Origin of the sequence: Streptomyces sp. NBC_00083, from assembly GCF_026343295.1 — a bacterium.
In the GTDB taxonomy this organism is placed as follows: domain Bacteria; phylum Actinomycetota; class Actinomycetes; order Streptomycetales; family Streptomycetaceae; genus Streptomyces.
This window is the reverse complement of record NZ_JAPELY010000001.1, coordinates 2,437,593-2,457,342: the sequence shown is the minus strand read 5'-3', so window position 1 is coordinate 2,457,342 and position 19,750 is coordinate 2,437,593. Positions and strand designations below refer to the sequence as shown.

The 19,750-nt window shown below is 72.7% G+C and carries 20 protein-coding genes; 13 read left to right on the top strand and 7 right to left on the bottom strand.

The features are described 5' to 3' along the window. Positions 1–40: 40 nt before the first annotated feature. Positions 41–1,378, top strand: coding sequence for a hemolysin family protein (locus OOJ98_RS10865; protein WP_267054417.1), 1,338 nt, complete (start codon positions 41–43; stop codon positions 1,376–1,378). Then, complete coding sequence (locus tag OOJ98_RS10860) at positions 1,375–2,394, top strand: hemolysin family protein (RefSeq protein ID WP_267054416.1); 1,020 nt, start codon at positions 1,375–1,377, stop codon at positions 2,392–2,394. Before OOJ98_RS10865 ends, OOJ98_RS10860 begins: the two co-directional genes overlap by 4 nt. Here OOJ98_RS10860 and OOJ98_RS10855 read toward each other — a convergent pair. Continuing rightward, positions 2,391–2,666 (bottom strand): holin, encoded by a 276-nt coding sequence (locus OOJ98_RS10855; protein ID WP_267054415.1) that lies wholly within the window; start codon positions 2,664–2,666, stop codon positions 2,391–2,393. The genes OOJ98_RS10860 and OOJ98_RS10855 overlap by 4 nt on opposite strands. Positions 2,667–2,915: 249 nt before the next feature. On the opposite strand from OOJ98_RS10855, the gene OOJ98_RS10850 reads away from it, so the two are divergent. Next, a complete protein-coding gene (locus OOJ98_RS10850; protein WP_267054414.1) occupies positions 2,916–3,752 on the top strand; it encodes an SGNH/GDSL hydrolase family protein in 837 nt (278 codons plus the stop codon). Positions 3,753–3,764: 12 nt separating this feature from the next. Here OOJ98_RS10850 and OOJ98_RS10845 read toward each other — a convergent pair whose 3' ends face one another. Beyond that, on the bottom strand, positions 3,765–4,487 hold the full coding sequence (locus OOJ98_RS10845) for a GNAT family N-acetyltransferase (protein ID WP_267054413.1): 723 nt from the start codon (positions 4,485–4,487) through the stop codon (positions 3,765–3,767). Positions 4,488–4,844: 357 nt separating this feature from the next. Between OOJ98_RS10845 and def the strand changes: the two genes are divergently transcribed. From def to mug, 3 genes are read left to right on the top strand one after another with little or no spacing between them, the layout of a single operon-like run. Next, entirely contained in the window at positions 4,845–5,477 is a 633-nt protein-coding gene (def, locus tag OOJ98_RS10840) for a peptide deformylase (RefSeq protein ID WP_267054412.1), read from the top strand. Positions 5,478–5,536: 59 nt separating this feature from the next. Beyond that, entirely contained in the window at positions 5,537–6,979 is a 1,443-nt protein-coding gene (purB, locus tag OOJ98_RS10835) for an adenylosuccinate lyase (protein ID WP_267054411.1), read from the top strand. A gap of 13 nt (positions 6,980–6,992) precedes the next feature. After that, the gene (gene mug / locus OOJ98_RS10830; protein ID WP_267055595.1) at positions 6,993–7,538 is read left to right on the top strand and encodes a G/U mismatch-specific DNA glycosylase; all 546 of its coding nucleotides are present in this window, start codon (positions 6,993–6,995) and stop codon (positions 7,536–7,538) included. Between the two features lie 68 nt (positions 7,539–7,606). Here mug and OOJ98_RS10825 read toward each other — a convergent pair whose 3' ends face one another. From OOJ98_RS10825 to OOJ98_RS10815, 3 genes are all read right to left on the bottom strand, one after another. Beyond that, positions 7,607–8,041: a hypothetical protein gene (locus OOJ98_RS10825; RefSeq protein ID WP_267054410.1), complete on the bottom strand. Its 435-nt coding sequence runs from the start codon at positions 8,039–8,041 to the stop codon at positions 7,607–7,609. Positions 8,042–8,109: 68 nt separating this feature from the next. Beyond that, positions 8,110–8,856 (bottom strand): ABC transporter permease, encoded by a 747-nt coding sequence (locus tag OOJ98_RS10820; protein ID WP_267054409.1) that lies wholly within the window; start codon positions 8,854–8,856, stop codon positions 8,110–8,112. A gap of 3 nt (positions 8,857–8,859) precedes the next feature. After that, positions 8,860–9,792: an ATP-binding cassette domain-containing protein gene (locus OOJ98_RS10815; RefSeq protein ID WP_267054408.1), complete on the bottom strand. Its 933-nt coding sequence runs from the start codon at positions 9,790–9,792 to the stop codon at positions 8,860–8,862. A 106-nt stretch (positions 9,793–9,898) separates the two neighbouring features. Here OOJ98_RS10815 and OOJ98_RS10810 point away from each other — a divergent pair, with 106 nt between their 5' ends. From OOJ98_RS10810 to OOJ98_RS10800, 3 genes are all read left to right on the top strand, one after another. Then, complete coding sequence (locus OOJ98_RS10810; protein WP_267054407.1) at positions 9,899–11,068, top strand: sensor histidine kinase; 1,170 nt, start codon at positions 9,899–9,901, stop codon at positions 11,066–11,068. A gap of 77 nt (positions 11,069–11,145) precedes the next feature. After that, positions 11,146–11,796 (top strand): response regulator transcription factor, encoded by a 651-nt coding sequence (locus OOJ98_RS10805; protein ID WP_267054406.1) that lies wholly within the window; start codon positions 11,146–11,148, stop codon positions 11,794–11,796. 88 nt (positions 11,797–11,884) lie between these two features. Then, a complete protein-coding gene (locus OOJ98_RS10800) occupies positions 11,885–13,042 on the top strand; it encodes an ROK family transcriptional regulator (RefSeq protein ID WP_267054405.1) in 1,158 nt (385 codons plus the stop codon). Positions 13,043–13,105: 63 nt separating this feature from the next. On the opposite strand, the gene OOJ98_RS10795 is transcribed toward OOJ98_RS10800, so the two are convergent. Next, entirely contained in the window at positions 13,106–13,870 is a 765-nt protein-coding gene (locus OOJ98_RS10795) for a GntR family transcriptional regulator (protein WP_267054404.1), read from the bottom strand. A 319-nt stretch (positions 13,871–14,189) separates the two neighbouring features. On the opposite strand from OOJ98_RS10795, the gene OOJ98_RS10790 reads away from it, so the two are divergent. The 3 genes from OOJ98_RS10790 (at position 14,190) to OOJ98_RS10780 (ending at position 18,572) form a co-directional block, all read left to right on the top strand. Further along, complete coding sequence (locus OOJ98_RS10790) at positions 14,190–15,059, top strand: alpha/beta fold hydrolase (RefSeq protein WP_267054403.1); 870 nt, start codon at positions 14,190–14,192, stop codon at positions 15,057–15,059. A gap of 197 nt (positions 15,060–15,256) precedes the next feature. After that, complete coding sequence (locus OOJ98_RS10785; protein WP_267054402.1) at positions 15,257–16,744, top strand: GNAT family N-acetyltransferase; 1,488 nt, start codon at positions 15,257–15,259, stop codon at positions 16,742–16,744. 151 nt (positions 16,745–16,895) lie between these two features. Then, positions 16,896–18,572 carry a DUF885 domain-containing protein gene (locus OOJ98_RS10780; RefSeq protein ID WP_267054401.1) on the top strand — a complete coding sequence of 559 codons (1,677 nt, stop codon included), beginning with the start codon at positions 16,896–16,898 and terminating at the stop codon, positions 18,570–18,572. A 58-nt stretch (positions 18,573–18,630) separates the two neighbouring features. On the opposite strand, the gene OOJ98_RS10775 is transcribed toward OOJ98_RS10780, so the two are convergent. Beyond that, positions 18,631–19,119 (bottom strand): rhodanese-like domain-containing protein, encoded by a 489-nt coding sequence (locus OOJ98_RS10775; protein ID WP_267054400.1) that lies wholly within the window; start codon positions 19,117–19,119, stop codon positions 18,631–18,633. A gap of 94 nt (positions 19,120–19,213) precedes the next feature. Between OOJ98_RS10775 and OOJ98_RS10770 the strand changes: the two genes are divergently transcribed. Continuing rightward, positions 19,214–19,660 (top strand): Lrp/AsnC family transcriptional regulator, encoded by a 447-nt coding sequence (locus tag OOJ98_RS10770; protein WP_267054399.1) that lies wholly within the window; start codon positions 19,214–19,216, stop codon positions 19,658–19,660. Positions 19,661–19,750: the final 90 nt, after the last annotated feature.

Below are 19,750 nucleotides of genomic sequence, written 5' to 3'. Positions count from 1 at the left end.
ACCGCCTCCGCCTGGCCGATCATGGGACGGAGGTGACCCGATGACCGAAGTGCTCCTGCTCCTCGCGGCCGTGCTGCTCTCGTTGGTGTGCGCGGTCTTCGTCGCGGCCGAGTTCTCCCTCACCACCGCCGAGCGCAGCGACCTGGAACGGGCCGTCGAGCGCGGCGAACGCGGCGCGGGCAGCGCCCTCAAGGCCGTTCGGAGCCTCACCTTCCAGTTGTCGGGTGCCCAGCTGGGCATCACCGTCACGGGCCTCGTCATCGGCATGATCGCCAAGCCGTCGATCGCCAAGCTCCTCACCGGACCGCTGGAGTGGACCGGCCTGTCCGCGTCGACCGCGAGCTCGGTGGCCCTCGTGCTCGGCATGGTGATCTCCACGGTGTTCCTGATGGTCGTCGGCGAACTCGTCCCCAAGAACTGGGCGATCTCCTCGCCGCTGGCCGTCGCGAAGGTCGTCTCGGCCCCGCAGCGCGCGTTCAGCGCCGCCTTCCGGCCGCTGATCAGTCACCTCAACACCTCGGCCAACCATCTGGTGCGCCGCTTCGGCCTCGAACCCGCCGAGGAGCTGGCCTCCGCGCGCAGCCCGCAGGAGCTGGTCGCGCTGGCCCGCCACTCGGCGAAGCAGGGCGCGCTGGAGGCGGACACGGCCGAGCTGTTCGTGCGCACCCTCAACCTCGCCGAACTGACCGCCGAGAACGTGATGACCCCGCGCGTGCAGGTCACCGCGCTCGATGTGCAGGCCACCGCGGAGGACGTCGCCAACGCGACCCGCGCCACCGGCCTGTCCCGCTTCCCCGTCTACCGGGGCAGCCTCGACTCGGTCGTGGGCATAGCCCACATCAAGGACGTCCTCGCCGTGCCCGCCGAGCGCCGCCGCCTGCACCCGGTCACCGCGCTGCTGCGCGAGCCGCTGCTCGTACCGGAGACGCTCACCGTGGACCGGCTGCTCGACCAGCTGTACGGCAAGCGGACCATGGCCGTCGTCATCGACGAGTACGGCGGCACCGCCGGCGTCGTGACGCTCGAGGACATCGTGGAGGAAGTGGTCGGCGAGGTCCGCGACGAGCACGATCCGCACGAGACCCCCGACCTCGCCCCCGCCGGGCAGGACGCCGACGGACGCATCCTGTACTCCGCGGACGGCGCCGCCCGCGACGACCAGCTCGCCGCGATCGGACTGCGCGTACCGGACGGGCCGTACGAGACCCTCGCCGGTCTCGTGGCGACCGAACTCGGCCGGATCCCGAAGGTCGGCGACCGTGTGGAGCTGACCGGCTGGCGCATGGACGTGGTCGACGCGACGGGCCGGCGCGCGGCGCGCGTTCTGCTGCACGCGCCGCTGCACACCGATGACGACGACGAGGAGGCGGCCCGATGATCGCGATCCAGATTCTCATCGGCCTGGCCACCCTGGTCGTCAACGCCTTCTTCGTGGGGGCCGAGTTCGCGCTGATCTCGGTCCGCCGCAGCCAGATCGAACCGCTCGCCGAGGACGGCAACCGCCGCGCGCGGAGCGTCATTTGGGGCCTGGAACACGTGTCGGCCCTGATGGCCGCGGCCCAGCTCGGCATCACCCTGTGCACCCTGGTGCTCGGTGTGGTCGCCGAGCCGGCCATCGCGCACCTGGTGGAGCCGGTCTTCGACGCGGTGGGCGTGCCGGACGGGCTCATCCACCCGGTCTCGTTCGTTCTCGCGCTGGCCGTCGCGACCTATCTGCACATGCTGCTCGGCGAGATGGTGCCGAAGAACATCGCGCTCGCCGAGCCGGCCCGCACCGCGCTGCTGCTCGGGCCGCCGCTGGTGACGCTGGCCAGGGCACTGCGTCCGGCGATCTTCGCGATCAACGCCTTCGCCAACACCATCCTGAGACTGCTCAGGGTGGAGGCCAAGGGCGAGGTCGCCGCGACCTTCTCCGACGACGAGCTGGCCCGCCTGGTGACCGACGCGGGCGACGCCGGGCTGCTCGACGGCCGGGCGGCCGACCGGCTGCGCGACGCGCTCGAACTGGGGCGGCGCCCGGTGCGGGACGTCGTGGTGCCACTGGACGAGGTGGTGCGGGCCGCCGTCGGCACCACGCCCGCGGAGCTGGAGCGGCTCGCCGCGAGCTCCGGGTACTCCCGCTTCCCGGTCGTCGACGACGACAGCCGCATCCTGGGCTACCTCCACGTCAAGGACGCCCTCGACGCGTCACCGCGCGACGTGGCCTTCCCGGTCGCCGCGCTCCGGCCGATCGCCCGGGTGCGCGCCGCGACCCCGCTCGACGACGTCCTCACCGCGATGCGCCGCAGCCGTACGCATCTGGCGGCGGCGCTCGGTGAGGACGGCAAGCTGGCCGGTCTGGTCACGATGGAGGACGTGCTGCGGGAGCTGGTGGGACCCCCGGCCGCGGCCTAACCGCTCACTGTGGGGGCGCCGGCCGGAGCGGCGGCGGGGCGGGCCGGTTCCGTGGTCTCGGTGAGGCCCGGACCCGGCGCCCCGATGCCGGCGGACCCGACCGCCATGAGGACGGCGAGCACCGCGGCCATCCCGGCGGTCGCGAGCGCGGCGGTCCAGTGGACGTCGAGCAGACTGGTCGCCCCGGCCGTCAGAACGGCGGCGAGCGCCTGGGCGAAGGTTCGGATGGCCCGCTCGGCGGTGGCCTTCCAGAAGGCAGCGGTGAACAACATCGCACGCTCACTCTCTCGCACGGCCGACCCGGCCGGCCCCCGAAAAGTTGATGTGTACCCGGCATACCGCGGAACCGCAAGTGCGGACAGGGGGCGGGCACGTCCGGTACGGAGGGGATGGGGGCGGGAGCGGGGCGGGGTGCGCCCCCGGGGCCGATCCGCGCGCGGTCACCGGTTCCAGGAGTCGCCGCACAGGCATCGCACCGCCCCAGGAACACCATGGCTACCGCGGGGTACGATCACAGCGCCATGGAGATGAATGCCTCATACACCAGCTTTGCCGCGCTCGGGGACTCCTTCACGGAGGGCATGTCCGACCGGCTCCCCGACGGGTCCTACCGCGGCTGGGCCGACCTGCTCGCCGTCCGTCTCGCGGCCCGCACGCCCGGCTTCCGTTACGCCAACCTCGCCGTGCGCGGCAAGCTCATCGGGCAGATCGTCGAGGAGCAGGTGGCCGCGGCGGCCGCCCTGCGCCCGGACGTCATCACCCTGGTCGGCGGCCTCAACGACACCCTGCGCCCGAAGTGCGACATGGGACGGGTGCGTGACCTGTTGACGGAGGCGGTCGAGCAGCTCGCCCCCTCCTGCAAGCAGCTGGTCCTGATGCGCAGCCCGGGGCGCAACGGTCCGGTCCTGGACCGGTTCCGGCCGCGTATGGAGGAGCTGTTCGCGCACATCGGTCAACTCGCCGACCGGCACGGGGCGTTGGTGGTCGACCTCTACGGCGCTCCGGCCCTCGCCGAGCAGCACATGTGGGACTTCGACCGGCTGCACCTGACGCCCGAGGGGCACCGCAGGGTGGCCGAGGCCACGTGGCAGACCCTGGGGCTCGCCGCGGAGGAGGACTGGCGCACGCCCCTGGCGCCCCCGGCCCGGCCCGGCTGGGCGGCGAGCCGCTCCGCCGACGTGCGCTTCGCACGTCAGCATCTGGTGCCGTGGATAGGGCGCCGCCTCACGGGCCGCTCCTCCGGCGACGGCCGCACCGGGGCGCACTTCAGCGCCGCGGAGGGCCGGGCGTTCTGGGTCACTCCGGCGGCGGGCAAGCCGGTGGGCCCGGTGTCCGAGTGGGTGCGGGTCGACGGCTGAAGGCCCCGGGGGTCAGCCGACGACGGCCGGCTCCGGCACGCGCGCGGCGACGAACCGTGTCGTGCTGCGGAGCCGGAACCCCAGGGACTCGTACAGCCGGATCGCCCGGGTGTTGCCGGCGGCGGTGTGCAGGAACGGTGTGTCGCCCCGCTCCTCGATGCCCACGGCGACCGCGCGGACCAGACGGGAACCGAGACCCTGGCCGCGGAAGGCGTCGTCGGTGCAGACGGCGCTGATCTCGGTCCACCCCGGCGGGCGCAGTCGTTCGCCCGCCATCGCGATCAGCCGGCCGTCGCGGCGGATGCCCAGGTAGGTGCCGAGTTCGACGGTGCGCGGCAGGAACGGACCCGGCCGCGTGCGTGCCACGAGCGCCAGCATCTCGGGAACGTCGTCGGCGCCGAGCCGGACCGCCTCCTCGTCGGGCCGGGCCTCCAGCTCCTCACCGACGAGCTGGACACCCGCCAGGTCGAAGGTGACCTCCCAGCCCTCGGGCAGCGGGGCGCGCACCCCGGGGAGCTCCACTTCCGTGCCTGCCCCGGCGAGCGCCGCCAGGTCCGCCCAGTCCGTGGCGTCGGGCTCGGCGGGAAGACCGAGCCAGGGCGACACGTCGGTCCGGTACCGCAGCACCCGGCCCCGGCGCTCGGCGAACCGGGCGTGCGGCCCGGTCAGCGAGGCGTACGCGGGGTTGTCCAGCGGATGCGCCGGGTTCTCGGCGCGGACGGACGCGTTGTGCATGATCTCCTCGTTCGGGACGGGACGGGACGGGCGGGGGCCGGGCGAGGCGGGGCCGGGGTGGTGCGGGACGGATCGATCGGGGGTCGGGGCGTGGTCCTGCGGTGCCGCTTCGCTGGGTCGGCGTCGGCTTCCGGGGCAGCCGGCGTGGGCCGGCGCCGGACTCCTCGGGTTGCTCGCACTCGTCGGACTCCCCCGGGAAAAGGTTACGAGGGACGCTCCGCATTCCCCGTACCGCACCTCCCGCGGAACCGGTGCCGCTCGGTGCGTCACGGCCGGGGCGGCACCGCGGGTCGCGGAAGGTGGCGCGAAGGCAGCCCCGGGGCCGCGCCGGGTGATCGTTCTTGGCATGCTGTCCTCATGCCGTCCCCCGCGCTCAACGACCTCGTCGACGAACTCCTCTCCGCTCCGGGCCCCCTCGCGATCGTGGCCGCGGGCGACCCCGTGCTGCGGCGCCCGGCCGAACCGGTGGACGACCGTCTCGATCCGCGACGGCTCGGCCGGCTGATCGAGGCGATGCGCGCGACGATGCACGCCGCACCGGGAGTCGGCCTCGCCGCGCCGCAGGTGGGACTGCCGCTGCGGCTCGCCGTCATTGAGGACACGGCGGAGGTGTCGGACGAGGTCAGGCGGGTGCGCGGCCGTGTCCCGCAGCCGTTCCGGGTGCTGGTCAATCCGGCGTACGAACCGGTCGGGACCGGCCGTGCCGCGTTCTTCGAGGGCTGCCTGAGCGTGCCCGGGTGGGGCGCCGTGGTCGCCCGGCACGAGACCGTACGCCTGCACGCGCTCGACGAGCACGGCCACACACTGGACGAGGTGTTCACCGGCTGGCCCGCCCGGATCGTGCAGCACGAGACCGACCACCTCAACGGCACGTTGTACCTGGACCGCGCGGAGCTCCGCTCGCTCTCCTCGCGCGAGGCGATGGCCGAGCGCTGGAACCAGCCCGGCCCCGCCGCGGCGGCCGAGGCCCTGGGCTTCGAGCTCTCGTAGCAAGCGACAAACCGGGGTGGGGCGCTGGCCTGCAGAAATCGCCAGTAGAATCTCTCCACGTGACTGCTGTGTCTGCGAAGCCTCGCATCCCGAACGTTCTGGCCGGCCGCTACGCCTCCGCGGAGCTCGCCGTCCTCTGGTCCCCCGAGCAGAAGGTCAAGCTGGAACGCCAGCTGTGGCTCGCTGTGCTGCGCGCCCAGAAGGACCTGGGGATCGAGGTGCCCGAGGCAGCGCTCGCCGACTACGAGCGCGTGATCGACCAGGTCGACCTCGCCTCCATCGCCGAGCGCGAGAAGGTCACCCGGCACGATGTGAAGGCGCGCATCGAGGAGTTCAACGCCCTCGCCGGGCACGAGCAGGTCCACAAGGGCATGACCTCGCGCGACCTGACGGAGAACGTCGAGCAGCTCCAGATCCGGCTCTCCCTCGAACTGATGCGGGACCGTGCGGTGGCGGTCCTGGCCCGCCTCGGCAAGCTGTCCGGCGAGTACGCCGAGCTGGTCATGGCCGGGCGCTCGCACAACGTGGCCGCGCAGGCCACGACCCTGGGCAAGCGTTTCGCGACCGCCGCCGACGAGCTTCTCGTGGCGTACGGGCGTCTGGAGGACCTGCTCGCCCGCTACCCGCTGCGCGGCATCAAGGGCCCCGTCGGCACCGCGCAGGACATGCTGGACCTGCTCGGCGGCGACGCCGCGAAGCTCGCCGACCTGGAGCAGCGCATCGCGGGCCACCTCGGCTTCGCGCACGCCTTCACCTCCGTCGGCCAGGTCTACCCGCGCTCCCTCGACTACGACGTGGTGACCGCCCTGGTGCAGCTCGCCGCCGCACCGTCCTCGGTCGCCAAGACGATCCGGCTGATGGCCGGGCACGAGCTGGTCACCGAGGGCTTCAAGCCCGGCCAGGTCGGCTCGTCCGCGATGCCGCACAAGATGAACACCCGCTCCTGCGAGCGCGTCAACGGCCTGATGGTCATCCTGCGCGGCTACGCCTCGATGACGGGCGAGCTGGCGGGCGACCAGTGGAACGAGGGCGACGTCTCCTGCTCGGTGGTGCGCCGGGTCGCGCTGCCCGACGCGTTCTTCGCCTTCGACGGCCTGCTGGAGACCTTCCTCACCGTCCTCGACGAGTTCGGCGCCTTCCCCGCCGTCGTCGCCCGGGAGCTGGACCGCTACCTGCCGTTCCTGGCCACGACGAAGGTCCTGATGGCCGCCGTCCGCGCCGGGGTCGGCCGGGAGGCCGCGCACGAGGTCATCAAGGAGCATGCCGTGGCCTCCGCCCTCGCCATGCGTGAGCAGGGCGCCGAGCGCAACGAGCTCCTCGACAAGCTCGCCGCCGACGACCGCATGCCGCTCGACCGGGCCCAGCTCGACGCCCTGATGGCCGACAAGCTGTCCTTCACCGGCGCGGCCGGCGACCAGGTGGGCGCCGTGGTCTCCCGCATCGAGGAGATCGTCAAGCAGCACCCCGCGGCGGCCGGTTACGCTCCGGGCTCGATCCTGTGATCCTGGCTCCGTGCTGACTCCTCAGGAACTCCAGGCCGCTCGCGACTCCGTCATCCCCGACGTGATCGCGGGCGGCTTGTCCGTGCTGTTCTGCGGCATCAACCCCGGGCTGATGTCGGGTGCCACGGGCCACCACTTCGCCCGCCCCGGAAACCGCTTCTGGCCGGTGCTGCACCGGTCCGGTTTCACCCCACGGCAGTTGAAGCCGTCCGAGCAGGACGAGCTGATCTCGTACGGTCTCGGCATCACCAATGTGGTGGCACGGGCCACGGCCCGCGCGGACGAGATCGACGCCGAGGAGTTCCGCGAGGGCGGGCGCCTGCTGGCGGCGAAGGTCGAGCGGTTCCGGCCCGCCTGGCTTGCCGTCGTCGGTGTGACCGCCTACCGCACGGCCTTCGGCGACCGCAAGGCCCGCATCGGCCCCCAGGAGCACATGATCGGCTCGACCCGGGTGTGGGCCCTGCCCAACCCCAGCGGCCTGAACGCCCACTGGACGGCAGAGACCATGGCCGAGGAGTACGCCCGCCTGCGCCTCGCGGCACAGGAGCCCCGCACCTAGCTCGACAAGCGCCGTCGGCCGGGCTGCCGGGCACGACCGGAATACCGGCCGGCGGGCGGGGCGCCGGGCTAGGGCGGTGCTGTCTCCGTCACCGTGACGCTCAGGTCCCACCCCGGGCCCGCCTCCTCCAGATCGAGCCCCACCGCGATCCATCGGTCCTCGACGTGCCACAGGTGCAGGAAGTCGAAACCGACGGCGAACTCCGCCCAGGGCTCCGGTATCGCCTCTCCCGCGACCAGCCGGGCCTGCGCGCTCCAGAGGCTGATGTACTGCGGCTGCTCCCACCGCCGGATGAGCTCCGCTATCAACGCGTCGTGGTCGGCTACGCATTGGGCGCGCTGTTCCAGCCGTTCCGCCATGTCCTCCCACTCCTCCTCGTCGGCGCTCAGACACGCGCTGTGGTACCCCGGCCCGCTCACACCCGAGCCGCTACGGCCACGCTCCGCGGGGAACTCCCGGGAGCGCAGCCGATCGATGTGCTGGAGATACAGGGCGGTGGTCATGTCGTCAGTAAACCGCCCGGCACTGACAATTGGTGCCGCGTCAGCCGTTGGCGGCGGCCGGTGCGCGGTCAGGCGTCGCGCCTCCTCAAGGTCCACCAGCCGGCGCCCGTGGCGACCATCGTCCACGCCACGAGGACGGCCATTCCGCTCCACGGTCCCAGCGTCCCGGCCGGATGCTGCAGCAGGATCTGCTGTCCCGCACGATCCGGCAGGAAGTCGGCCGCGCCGCCGCCCTGTGCCATGTCACCCACCACGAACGGCAGGATCAGGAACAGCGGAACCAGCACACTCAGCGCGCCGGTGACACTGCGCAGAACGGCCGCCACACCCGCCGCGAGGACACCGACCAGCGCCAGGTAGACGGCGCAGCCGACGACGGCGCGCGGCGCGCCCGGGTCCGCTATGCCTCTCCCGAACCCCTGGTCCATCAAGGCCTGGCCGCCGAGGAAGCTGATCAGGCTGGCCACCAGGCCGACGGCGAAGACACATCCGCCCACCATCGCGAGCTTGGCCCCGTAGAACAGCGTCCGGTCGGGCACCGCCGCAAGGGAAACCCGGATCCCGGCGTTCTTGTACTCGCCGCCCATCGCTATGACACCGAAGACGATGGCGGCCAACTGGCCGAAGTTCAGGCCGTAGTAGGAGAACAGGACGGGGTCGAAGTCGGTGCTGCCGGGCTGCGGGCGGCCGAGGGCGCCGCAGATGAGGAGCGAGAGCCCGGCCGTCGCCACGGGCACCGTCAGCAGCGAGCCCATCAGGGACGGCAGCGAACGGACTTTGATCCATTCGGTGTGGAGCACTGCGGGGAACGCCATGGGTCAGGCCTCCTGGGTCGCGGTGGCACGGATGGACGCGTACTGCGCCTCGCCCGCGGTCAGATCGAGGTACGCCTGCTCCAACGTGCCTTCCTCCGTGGCGAGTTCGAGCAGGGGGATGCCGTCGCGCGCGGCGAGCGGACCGATCACGTCGACCCGCGCCCCCTCGACCGTCCAGAGCCCGCCCTCTCCCTGGACCGGTTCGAAGCCTTCGCCGAGCAGGAGCTCGCGCAGCCGGCCGTCCTCGGTGGTGCGCAAGCGCACCTTGGGCTGGATGCGGGAGTCGATGAAGCCCCTCATGGAGGTGTCGGCGAGCAGCCGCCCGCGGCCGAGGACGACCAGGTGGTCGGCGCACGAGGCCGTCTCGTTCATCAGGTGGCTGGAGACCAGGACCGTCCTGCCCCGGCGGGCCAGGCCGCGCATCAACTCCCTGATCCAGATGATCCCTTCGGGGTCGAGGCCGTTGGACGGTTCGTCCAGGATCACCACCGCGGGGTCGCCGAGGAGGGCGGCCGCGATACCGAGCCGCTGCCGCATGCCGAGCGAGAACGTCTTCACCCGACGGCTCCCGACCTCCGCGAGCCCGGATTCCTCGAGGACCTCGTCCACCCGCGCCGCGGGTATGCGGTTGCTCACCGCCAGGGCGAGCAAGTGGGCGTGGGCCGTGCGGGAGCCGTGAGCGGCCTGGGCGTCGAGCAGGGCACCCACCTCGCGCAGCGGGTCCGCCAGCTCCGCGTACCGCCGGCCATCGATCGTGGCGGTGCCCGACGTCGGCCGGTCGAGGCCGAGCAGGATGCGCAGGGTGGTGGACTTGCCCGCGCCGTTGGGTCCGAGGAAGCCGGTGACCCGGCCGGGCTCGACCGCGAAGGTGAGGCCGTCCACGGCGCGTGTGGTGCCGTACTCCTTGCAGAGTGCCTGGACTTTGATCCTTGTCATGCCTCAAGCGTGTCGCCCGGCCCGGTCGGCCACCTCCCCCGGCGGAGGGGATCCTCTCCCCCGCGCGGGGGAGCCGCGACACCGTGCGCGCTGGGACGATGGACGAATGCGCCGCTCCCTTCGCCTGCTGGCCAGCCCGGTCACCTACACACGATGGCTCCATCTGCTCATTCCGATGACCTTCGTGGCCATGTGGCTGTTCATCACCAACCAGGTCTACGTCCTGGGGCTGTTGGTGGTGCCGCTCGGTCTGATACCCGCGGTGCGGCTCGAGGAGGGCGTCCAGGCACAGCTCCTGCTCACCCCGGACGAGCGCGGCAGACCCGATCCCTCGATCGCCCACGCGCCGTCGGCCACCTGGCGGGACCGATGGCGCACCGTGCTGTGGCTGGAGGTCCGCCTCGTGCTGTCCTGGGTGGCGATCGCGGGGACCGTCTGGCTGCCGTCGCTGGCCGTGGACATGGTGGCGCGCGGGCTCGGTCGCGCGCCGGTCGTGTTCGGTTGGATGGCGTCCTGGCAGGAGCGGTGGTGGCTCGTGCCGCTCGCGCTGATACCGGTCGCGCTGATGCTGGTCTGCGTCGTGCTGATCGGTGATCTCATCACCTACCTCGCCCGCAGGCTGCTCGGGCCGTCGGCCGTCGAGCGGCTCACCGCGCTGGAGGAGCGCACGGAGGCGCTCCTCGAGCGCAATCGCATCGCCCGTGAGATCCACGATTCGATCGGCCACGCACTGACCGTCGCCGTGGTGCAGGCCGGCGCCGCCCGCGCGGCCGACGACCCCGCGTTCACCGACCGGGCGCTGCTGGCCATCGAGGAGACCGGCCGGGCTGCCCTGGAGGACCTGGAGCGAGTGCTGCTCGTGCTGCGCGAGACGACGCTCCCCGTCAGCCGGCGTCCGACGCTCCTGGAGGCGGGCCGGCTCATCGAGTCGGCCCGCGGGTCGGGCGCGGAGGTCGAAGCGGAGCTCTCCGGCCCTCTCGACCTGGTGCCGGGGCCGGTCTCGCGCGAGGGGTACCGCATCCTCCAGGAGGCCCTGACCAATGTGCTGCGGCATTCGGGCCCCGTGCCCGTGCGGATCCGCATGGCCGTCCTCGGACAGCGACTTGAGATGGACGTGACCAATCCGCTGACGGGTGAGACGCCCCGCGGCAAGGGCGGCAGCGGCCTGCGCGGAATGCGGGAGCGTGCCGCGCTGCTGGGCGGGGAGGCGGAGTCAGGGGCGTACGAAGGCGAGTGGCGGGTGCGGGTGCGGCTGCCGCTGGAGACCCCGGTCTGAGCCGCCGGTGCGGCCCGCCACCCGGGGTTGTCCACAGCCCTCCGGGGCTCGTCACCGTCGGCCACTAGGCTGGCCGGATGCCGGTAACCGTACTTCTGGTCGACGACGAACCCCTGGTCCGCGCGGGTCTGCGGGCCGTGCTCGAAGCGCAGCCCGATATCGAGGTGGTGGGCGAGGCGGCCGACGGCGCGGCCGTGATCCCGCTGATCCGGCAGGTGCGGCCCGATGTCGTCGCGATGGATGTGCGGATGCCGCTCATGGACGGCATAGAGGCGACCCGTGCGGTGCTGCGCACGGTCCAGGATCCGCCGAAGATCCTGGTCGTCACGACCTTCGAGAACGATGAGTACGTGTACGAGGCGCTGCGGGCCGGGGCCGACGGGTTCCTGCTCAAGCGGGCGCGGCCGGCCGAGATCGTCAACGCGGTACGGCTGGTGGCCGAGGGCGACTCGCTGCTGTTCCCGGCCGCGGTGCGCGCGCTCGCCGCCGCCTACGGCAACAACGCCGCGCGGACCGCGTTCGCCGCAGCCGCGCTCACCGACCGGGAGGCCGCGGTGCTGCGGCTGATGGCACGGGGGCTTTCGAACGCGGAGATCGCCGCTCGGCTCGTCGTCGGATCGGAGACCGTGAAGACCCATGTCAGCTCCGTGCTCGCCAAGTTGGGTGCCCGGGACCGCACCCAGGCGGTCATCGCCGCGTACGAGTCCGGATTCGTGGCCCCGAGCTGATGCGCCTCCGTTACGGGCCGCCGCTCGCCGTACACCTGACCAGCGAGTACGATCCGGCAGACACGCGCACGAGCTGGGAGGACACACGTTGGGGCGGCTGACCGGCGGGGATCCCTCTCTGCTGCGGAGGATCAATTCCGCGGTGGTGCTGCACGCCCTGCGGGGCGCGGAATCTCCCACACTGACCGATCTGACCCGGATCACCGGTCTGTCCCGGCCGACGGTCGAGGGCGTGGTCGACGGCCTGATGGAGGCGGGGCTCGTCGTCGAGTCGGCGCCCGAGGAGGGCGAGGCCCGGCGTCAGGGCCGTCCCGCGCGGCGCTTCCGGTTCCGGGCCGAGGCCGGGCATCTGCTCGGCATAGAGATCGGCCCGCACCGGGTGGCCGCGCTGCTCTCCGGTCTCGACGGCAGGATCTTCGGCGCGGGTTCGCGCGAGGTGCCCGAGGCGGCCTCGGCCGACGAGCGTCTCGAACGGGTCCGGGTGACCGTGGCCGATGTGCTGCGCCGGGCCGGCGTGGCGCGCAGTTCGCTGCGCGCGGTCGGCGTCGGCAGCCCCGGCATCGTCGAGGCGGACGGCACGGTGCGGCTGGGTACGGCGCTGCCCGAGTGGACGGGGCTGGCTCTCGGCGAGCGGCTGCGGCGCTCGTTCCGCTGCCCGGTCCTGGTGGAGAACGACGCCAACGCGGCGGCCGTGGCCGAGCACTGGAAGGGCGCGGCGACCGACTCCGACGACATGGTCTTCGTCATGGCCGGCCTGAGTCCGGGTGCGGGTGCGCTGATCGGCGGCCGGTTGCACCGCGGCTTCGGCGGCGCCGCGGGCGAGATCGGCGCGCTCCATCTGCTGGGCCGCGATGTCACCCCGGAGAAGCTGCTCTCGACCACGGACGAGCCGCTGCACCCGTTGGACGAGCAGGCCGTCGCGGATGTGTTCGCGCTGGCCCGCCAGGGCGATGCCAGGGCACAGGCCGCGGTGGAGCGGTTCCTTCAGCGCCTGGTGCACGACGTGGCCGCGCTGGTGCTCGCCCTCGATCCCGAGCTGGTCGTGGTGGGTGGCTGGGCGGCCGGCATCGACGGCGTACTGCAGCCGCTGCGCGAGGAGTTGGCGCGGTACTGCCTGCGCCCGCCGCGTGTGGTGCTGTCCATGCTGGGCGAGGCGGCGGTGGCGACGGGTGCGCTGCGGCTGGCCCTCGACCATGTGGAGGAGGAGCTCTTCGCCGTCGAGGGCACGGTGACCGCGCGCCGCTGAGCCTTCGGCGACGCAGCAGGGCCCGCACCTCGTCGAGGTGCGGGCCGCGGCGTGTGGGGAGGCTCAGGAGGCCTGGCGCTGCTGAGCGGTGTGGCTGATCTCCAGGTCGCCGGAGTCGCCGAAGGTGAGGCGGCAGGTGTCCGCCCGGTAGGTGGCGACGGAGACGGCCAGAGTGCGGCCGTCGGCGTGGAACCGCGTGGTCACGACGAGGACGGGGGCCCCGGGCAGCCGGTCGAGTTCCTTGGCGTCGTCGGCGCGGGCCGAGCCCAGCTCCACCGCGCGATCCTGGCCTTCGAGGCCGAGACGGCGCAGTTCGCGCAGGACGGCCCGGCCGCGGGCCGGACCCGACGGCACGTCGATGGCGGAGAGCTCGGGCACCGAGCCGGCCGGTACGTAGAGGAGCTCGGCGGCGACGGCCTGGCCGTGGGTCACGCGGATGCGGCGGACGACGTGCATCTCCTCGCCACCCGCTGTCCCGAACAGGCCCGCGACCGCGGTCGGCGGCACGGCGGTCGTCGCGTCGGCGGTCTGCCAGTCGTCGCCGGGAGCGCCGGGCCAGTCGTGCTGGGCCGTGGCGACCGGGACGGCGGTGCGCGGCGGCGCGACGGTGGTGCCGACACCGCGGCGGCGCTGGAGACGGCCTTCGAGTTCGAGCTGTTCGAGCGCCTGACGGAGCGTGGCGCGTGCGACGCCGAACCGGGCCGCGAGGTCGCGTTCGTTGGGCAGGATCTCGCCCACCGAGAAGTCCGAGTCGAGCGCCTCGCTGAGTACCGTCTTGAGGTGCCAGTACTTCGGTTCCGGCACCGATTCCAGCTGCGTGGTCCCCACCCTGATCCTCCGCAATCGCCGTGTCCCCGGCGGCTTTCCGTGCCCTTGTTTATTAAAGGTTCCTGCACTAACTCTGCGACCATAGGACGGCCCACCCCCTTGGTCAAGACCAATCCTCGTTCCGTTACGGAGCGCACACGAGGGGTGCCACAGAGCGTTCACGAGACGTTCGCGCCGCCGTGAAGAGGCCGCGGGCGAAGACCGCCCCCGCCGTCACGTCCGCGCTCTGCCCGTTATGTCTATTGAACTCCCGGCTACTCGGCGGTAGTTGTTGCTGACAAGTCGTCTAAGCGCGGATCCCAGGACAGGGAGCAGCCCCATGACCGCAGAGGTCTCGTTCACCATCGACACGCCCCGAGGGAGCCGTTCCGCATCGGTCGCCTACCGGCGCCGGGGCTCCGGCGAACCGCTCCTGCTGCTGCACGGCATCGGCCATCACCTCCAGGCGTGGGACCCGGTCTTCGACCTGCTGGCGGCGGACCGTGAGGTGATCGCCGTCGATCTGCCCGGCTTCGGCGTCTCGCCCGGCCTGCCGGACGGCGTCTCGTACGACCTCGCCGGCGTCGTCCCGGTGCTCGGCGCGCTGTGCGAGGCCCTCGGGGTCGACCGCCCGCACGTCGCGGGGAATTCGCTCGGCGGACTGCTCGCCCTGGAGATGGCGCGCGCGGGACTCGTACGGTCCGTGACGGCGCTCTCGCCCGCCGGTTTCTGGACTCCGGCGGAGCGGCAGTACGCGTTCGCCATGCTGCGGACCATGCGGCAGGTCGCGATGGTCCTGCCGCTCCCCGTCATCGAGCGGCTGTCCCGCACGGCCGCCGGACGCACCGCGCTGACCAGCACCATCTACGCCCGGCCCGGCAGGCGTTCGCCGGAGGCCGTCGTCGCCGAGACGCTCGCGCTGTGCGAGGCGCCCGGCTTCGCCGAGACGCTGGCCGCCGGGCAGGACGTCCTGATCACCGAGGACCTGCCCGGTCTCCCCGTCACCGTCGCCTGGGGCAGCAAGGACCGGCTGCTCCTGCGCCGCCAGGGCGTCCGCGCCAAGCACGCGATCCCCGGCGCCCGCCTGGTTCGGCTGCCCGGCTGCGGACATGTGCCGATGAACGACGACCCCGCCCTGGTCGCGCGCGTCATCCTCGACGGGAGCCGCCCGGTCGGCGCCGCCGTGAGGGCGACGGCGCGGCTCGGGTAGGCCACCGGATCGAGCCGGGCCGCCTACCGGGGCCGCGCGTACGGCTGTGCGCGACGCCGTGAACGGGCCGGTCACCGGAGGCGAACACTCCAGGCCACGCCCGACGGAAAACCGCCAAAAGGGCATCAGAAGCACACTTAACCCGTCAGTCACAAAGCGTTCGCGATCACGCAACACCACTCGGCCACAGTGGTGCCATGACTGATACGCACGGCCGCCCCCACGCCCCCAGCCCCTCCCCCACCCCGGCCCACGACCCGGCGCGCTCCCGGGCGTCCGAGAAGCACGCCCGCCGTCACACCTGGCGGCGGGAGCTCGTCGAACTCGCCGCGTTGTTCACGGCCGTGGCCGTCGCCGACGGGCTCGCGAACCTGGTCGCGCACGGTCCCGACGGCACGTTCCTGCTGATCGCCTCGGCGGGTGCGCTCATCGCCACGGCCGCGTTCCACACCTGGTGGGCGCGGCGCCACAGTCATGCGCCCCCGCCCCCGGAAACCGCCGGCCACGCGACCGGCGCCGCGACCGGCGCGACAGCGGGATCCGGCACCTCGGCCGACGACGACGCGCGGTCCGACGGCGCGGCCCGCGAGACCGCCCTGTGGCGGATGCGGACGACCGTACGGGACGAGCCCGGCAGCCTCGCGGCGCTGTGCGGCGTGCTCGCCGGGCAGCGCGTGGACATCCTCACGCTCCAGACGCACCCGCTGGCCGACGGCACCGTCGACGAGTTCCTGCTGCGCGCCCCCGCCCGGTTGTCGGCCGCCGAACTGTCCGCGGCCGTCTCCGCGGCCGGCGGCGCCGACACCTGGACCGAGCGGGCCGACGCCCATGACCTCGTCGACGCCCCGACCCGGGTCCTCGGGCTCGCCACCCGCACCGCCCTCGACGCCGCCGAACTACCCTTGGCGCTCAGGCAGTTGCTGGGCCGCTGCACCATTCACTCGCTGCCCGCGGTCTCCCTCACCGGGCGTCCCAACGGGGAGATCGCCCCCGTCGAGGGCGTACTGGAGTCGACCACCATGCGGCTGCGGGACCCGAGCGGCGGCGCGATCACCATCGACCGGCCCCATCTGCCGTTCACGCCGACCGAGTTCGCCCGCGCGCGGGCCCTGGTCGAGCTGGACGCCCGGCTCGGCCCGCGCGTCCCGCGCCACGAGGACGTGCTGACCCTGCCCGAGGGCAACGAGATCACCGTACGGCGAGCGGATCCGCGCGACCTGGAGGCCGCCAAGGCGATGCACGAGCGGTGCTCCCCGCACACGCTCGGCCTGCGCTACCACGGCCCCGTCGGCGACGCCGACCGTTACCTCGGCCACCTGCTGAGCCCGCGCTACGGCCGTACCCTCGCCGTGCAGACCGCCTCCGGGCGTCTCGTCGCCCTCGGCCATCTGCTGTGGGACGGCGACGAGACCGAGGTCGCCCTGCTGGTGGAGGACTCCTGGCAGCGCCGCGGCATCGGCTCCCAACTGCTGCGCCGCCTCCTCGACCTCGCCGCCGAAGCCCGGTGCGAGAGCGTCTACGCCATCACGCAGTCGTCCAACACGGGGATGGTCGCGGCCATGCGCGGACTCGGCCTCCCGCTGGACTACCAGATCGAGGAGGGCACCCTCGTGGTCACGGCCCGGCTCGGCACGACGGCGTCGAAGAACGCTCCGGAGCGGCCCCGGCACGTCGAACAGCGCTGACACCAGCAGGCCAGAGCGGCGCCGGGCACCTCGCACGGCGCCGTTCCCGGTGCCTCGAACGACGCGCGGCGGACGACGGCGCGGCGGTCCGACAGGTGCTCGCACGCTGATGGGTGGTGACGCGGAGCCCTCCCTCGGAGAGGATGTCCGCATGTCAGTTACTTCCAGCAGCGCGCTGCCCCGCCAGGTCGCCGACGCCTATGTCGACGCACTCATCGAACTCGACCCGATCACCGGGAGCTACTTGGGCGTCAGGGCGAGCCACGCCCTCCTGCCCGACTTCTCCCCCGCAGGACAGTCGGCCATGGCCGACCTGGCGCGCACCACGCTCGCCCGTCTCGACGAGGCCGAGCGGCAGCCCGGCGCCGACAGCGACGCCGAGCGGCGCTGCGGACGGCTGTTGCGGGAGCGGCTGACCTCCGAACTGGGTGTCCACGAGGCGGACGAGGGCCTGCGCAAGATCAGCAACCTCAGCTCGCCGGTGCACGACGTACGGATGTCGTTCACCTTGTCGCCGACGGAGACGGACGAGGACTGGGGCGCCCTCGCCTCGCGGCTGCGCGCGGTGCCCGCCGCGATCGAGGGGTACCGCGCCTCGCTCGAACTGGGCCTTGAGCGCAAGCTGTTCGGTGGCCCGCTCGCCACGAAGACCGTCGTCGGACAGCTCGGCGAATGGGTCGACACCGGCTTCTTCGAGGGGATCGCCGCGCCCGGCCCGGCATCGCTGCGCGCCGAGCTCGACGCGGCGGCGGCCGAGGCGTCCGCCGCCATCACCGCCCTGCGCGACTGGCTGCGCGATGTGTACGCGCCGGCCATCGAGGGGGCTCCCGACACGGTGGGCCGCGAGCGCTACCAGCGCTGGTCGCAGTATTACAACGGCACCGCGCTCGACCTCGACGAGGCGTACGCCTACGGCTGGTCGGAGTACCACCGGCTGCTCGGCGAGATGAAGACCGAGGCCGCCAAGATCCTGCCCGGCGCCGGCCCCTGGGAGGCCCTGGCCCACCTGGACGAGCACGGCGCGCACATCGAAGGCGTCGACGAGGTCCGCGACTGGCTCCAGTCCCTGATGGACGAGGCCATCGAGGCGCTCGACGGCACCCACTTCGAACTCGCCGAGCGGGTACGCACGGTGGAGTCGCGCATCGCGCCGCCCGGCGGCGCCGCGGCCCCGTACTACACGGGCCCCTCCGAGGACTTCTCACGCCCCGGCCGCACCTGGCTGCCCACCATGGGCGAGACCCGCTTCCCCGTGTACGACCTGGTCTCGACCTGGTACCACGAGGGTGTGCCGGGCCATCACCTCCAGATCGCGCAGTGGGTGCACGTCGCCGACCAGCTCTCGCGCTACCAGGCCACCATCGGCCACGTCAGCGCCAACGCCGAGGGCTGGGCGCTGTACGCGGAGCGCCTCATGGACGAACTGGGCTTCCTGACCGACCCGGAGCGCCGGCTCGGCTACCTGGACGCGCAGATGATGCGCGCCTGCCGGGTGATCATCGACATCGGCATGCACCTGGAGCTGGAGATCCCGGCGGACTCGCCGTTCCACCCGGGCGAGCGCTGGACACCGGAGCTGGCCCACGCGTTCTTCGCCGGGCACAGCAGCCGGCCCGCCGACTTCGTACAGAGCGAGCTGATCCGCTATCTGTCGATGCCGGGGCAGGCCATCGGCTACAAGCTGGGCGAGCGCGCCTGGCTGCTCGGGCGCGAGAACGCCCGCGCCCGTCACGGTGACGCCTTCGACCCGAAGGCCTGGCACATGGCGGCCCTCTCGCAGGGCTCGCTCGGCCTCGACGACCTGGTCGACGAGTTGTCCAAGCTCTGAGGCCGGCGGCGGGGGCGGCCGGCCCAACGGGCCGCCCCCGCAAGGCAGTTCACCGCATTCAGCAGCCACAGTCGGCGCCCGCGTCCACCGGCGCGGTCAGCGGGTCGGCGGCGCGGCGCTCGCCGCCCTCCCGGGTCTCGTACGCGAAACCCTCGCGCACCCAGTACTCGAAGCCGCCGAGCATCTCCTTGACCTGGAAGCCGAGTTCGGCGAGGGCGAGGGCCGCGCGGGTGGCGCCGTTGCAGCCGGGGCCCCAGCAGTACGTGACGACGGGCACCGCCTTGTCGAGCAGCAGCTCGGCCCGGCCGGTGATGAGCGCGGTCGGCAGGTGGACGGCGCCGGGCACGTGGCCCTGGTCCCAGGACGCGGCGGAGCGGGAGTCCAGGACGACGAACCCGGGGTCGCCGCCGGCCGCGAGCGCGCCGGCGACATCGGAGACGTCCGCGTGGAAGGCCAGGGCGGCGCGGAAGTGGGCGGCGGCGTCGGCGGGCGCGGCCGGGGCCACGCGCAGAACCGGGTTGGCGGGGTCGGTGAGCTGTGTCGTCATGGCTGAAAATCTATGGCCCGATGATCCACTCCGGGAAGGTCCGATCCCCGGGACATCTCTTGTTGTGCCGGGGTTTTCACGGTTGTGTGGGGCCATGACCACGTATTCCCCCGACGCCACCGACTGGCGCATCCTGGAAGCCCTCCAGCAGGAAGGACGGGCGAGCTACGCCGAGCTGGCCCGCACCGTGTCGATGTCGGCGAGCGCCGTCACCGAGCGGGTGCGCCGTCTCGAAGAGGCCGGGGTGATCGCCGGCTACACGGCCGTCGTCGACCAGGAACGCCTCGGCAGACCCATCCTCGCCTTTGTGCGCCTGCGGTATCCGAACGGCCATTACAAGCCGTTCCACGACCTGGTGGAGGCGACTCCGGAAATCATGGAGGCCCACCATGTGACGGGCGACGACTGCTTCGTCATCAAGGTCAGCGCCCGCTCGATGAGTCACCTGGAGGAGATATCCGGGAGGATCGGCACCCTGGGCGCGGTGACGACGAGCGTGGTGTATTCCTCACCCCTGCCCCGGCGGGCGATCGGCCGCTGAGGCCGGCGGACGGGACGAGGCCGCCGCCGACCACGGGGCGGCCGAGGACGCGCGGACCGGCACGGCACCATTCGTCGCTGCCTTCGCACC

Bases quoted from the DNA above. Each gene is read 5' to 3' on its own strand.
- OOJ98_RS10865 (WP_267054417.1), top strand. From the start codon at position 41: ATGACCGAAGTGCTCCTGCTCCTCGCGGCCGTGCTGCTCTCGTTGGTG.
- OOJ98_RS10860 (WP_267054416.1), top strand. From the start codon at position 1,375: ATGATCGCGATCCAGATTCTCATCGGCCTGGCCACCCTGGTCGTCAAC.
- OOJ98_RS10855 (WP_267054415.1), bottom strand. From the start codon at position 2,666: ATGTTGTTCACCGCTGCCTTCTGGAAGGCCACCGCCGAGCGGGCCATC.
- OOJ98_RS10850 (WP_267054414.1), top strand. From the start codon at position 2,916: ATGGAGATGAATGCCTCATACACCAGCTTTGCCGCGCTCGGGGACTCC.
- OOJ98_RS10845 (WP_267054413.1), bottom strand. From the start codon at position 4,487: ATGCACAACGCGTCCGTCCGCGCCGAGAACCCGGCGCATCCGCTGGAC.
- def (WP_267054412.1), top strand. From the start codon at position 4,845: ATGCCGTCCCCCGCGCTCAACGACCTCGTCGACGAACTCCTCTCCGCT.
- OOJ98_RS10825 (WP_267054410.1), bottom strand. From the start codon at position 8,041: ATGACCACCGCCCTGTATCTCCAGCACATCGATCGGCTGCGCTCCCGG.
- OOJ98_RS10820 (WP_267054409.1), bottom strand. From the start codon at position 8,856: ATGGCGTTCCCCGCAGTGCTCCACACCGAATGGATCAAAGTCCGTTCG.
- OOJ98_RS10815 (WP_267054408.1), bottom strand. From the start codon at position 9,792: ATGACAAGGATCAAAGTCCAGGCACTCTGCAAGGAGTACGGCACCACA.
- OOJ98_RS10810 (WP_267054407.1), top strand. From the start codon at position 9,899: ATGCGCCGCTCCCTTCGCCTGCTGGCCAGCCCGGTCACCTACACACGA.
- OOJ98_RS10805 (WP_267054406.1), top strand. From the start codon at position 11,146: ATGCCGGTAACCGTACTTCTGGTCGACGACGAACCCCTGGTCCGCGCG.
- OOJ98_RS10790 (WP_267054403.1), top strand. From the start codon at position 14,190: ATGACCGCAGAGGTCTCGTTCACCATCGACACGCCCCGAGGGAGCCGT.
- OOJ98_RS10785 (WP_267054402.1), top strand. From the start codon at position 15,257: ATGACTGATACGCACGGCCGCCCCCACGCCCCCAGCCCCTCCCCCACC.
- OOJ98_RS10780 (WP_267054401.1), top strand. From the start codon at position 16,896: ATGTCAGTTACTTCCAGCAGCGCGCTGCCCCGCCAGGTCGCCGACGCC.
- OOJ98_RS10775 (WP_267054400.1), bottom strand. From the start codon at position 19,119: ATGACGACACAGCTCACCGACCCCGCCAACCCGGTTCTGCGCGTGGCC.
- OOJ98_RS10770 (WP_267054399.1), top strand. From the start codon at position 19,214: ATGACCACGTATTCCCCCGACGCCACCGACTGGCGCATCCTGGAAGCC.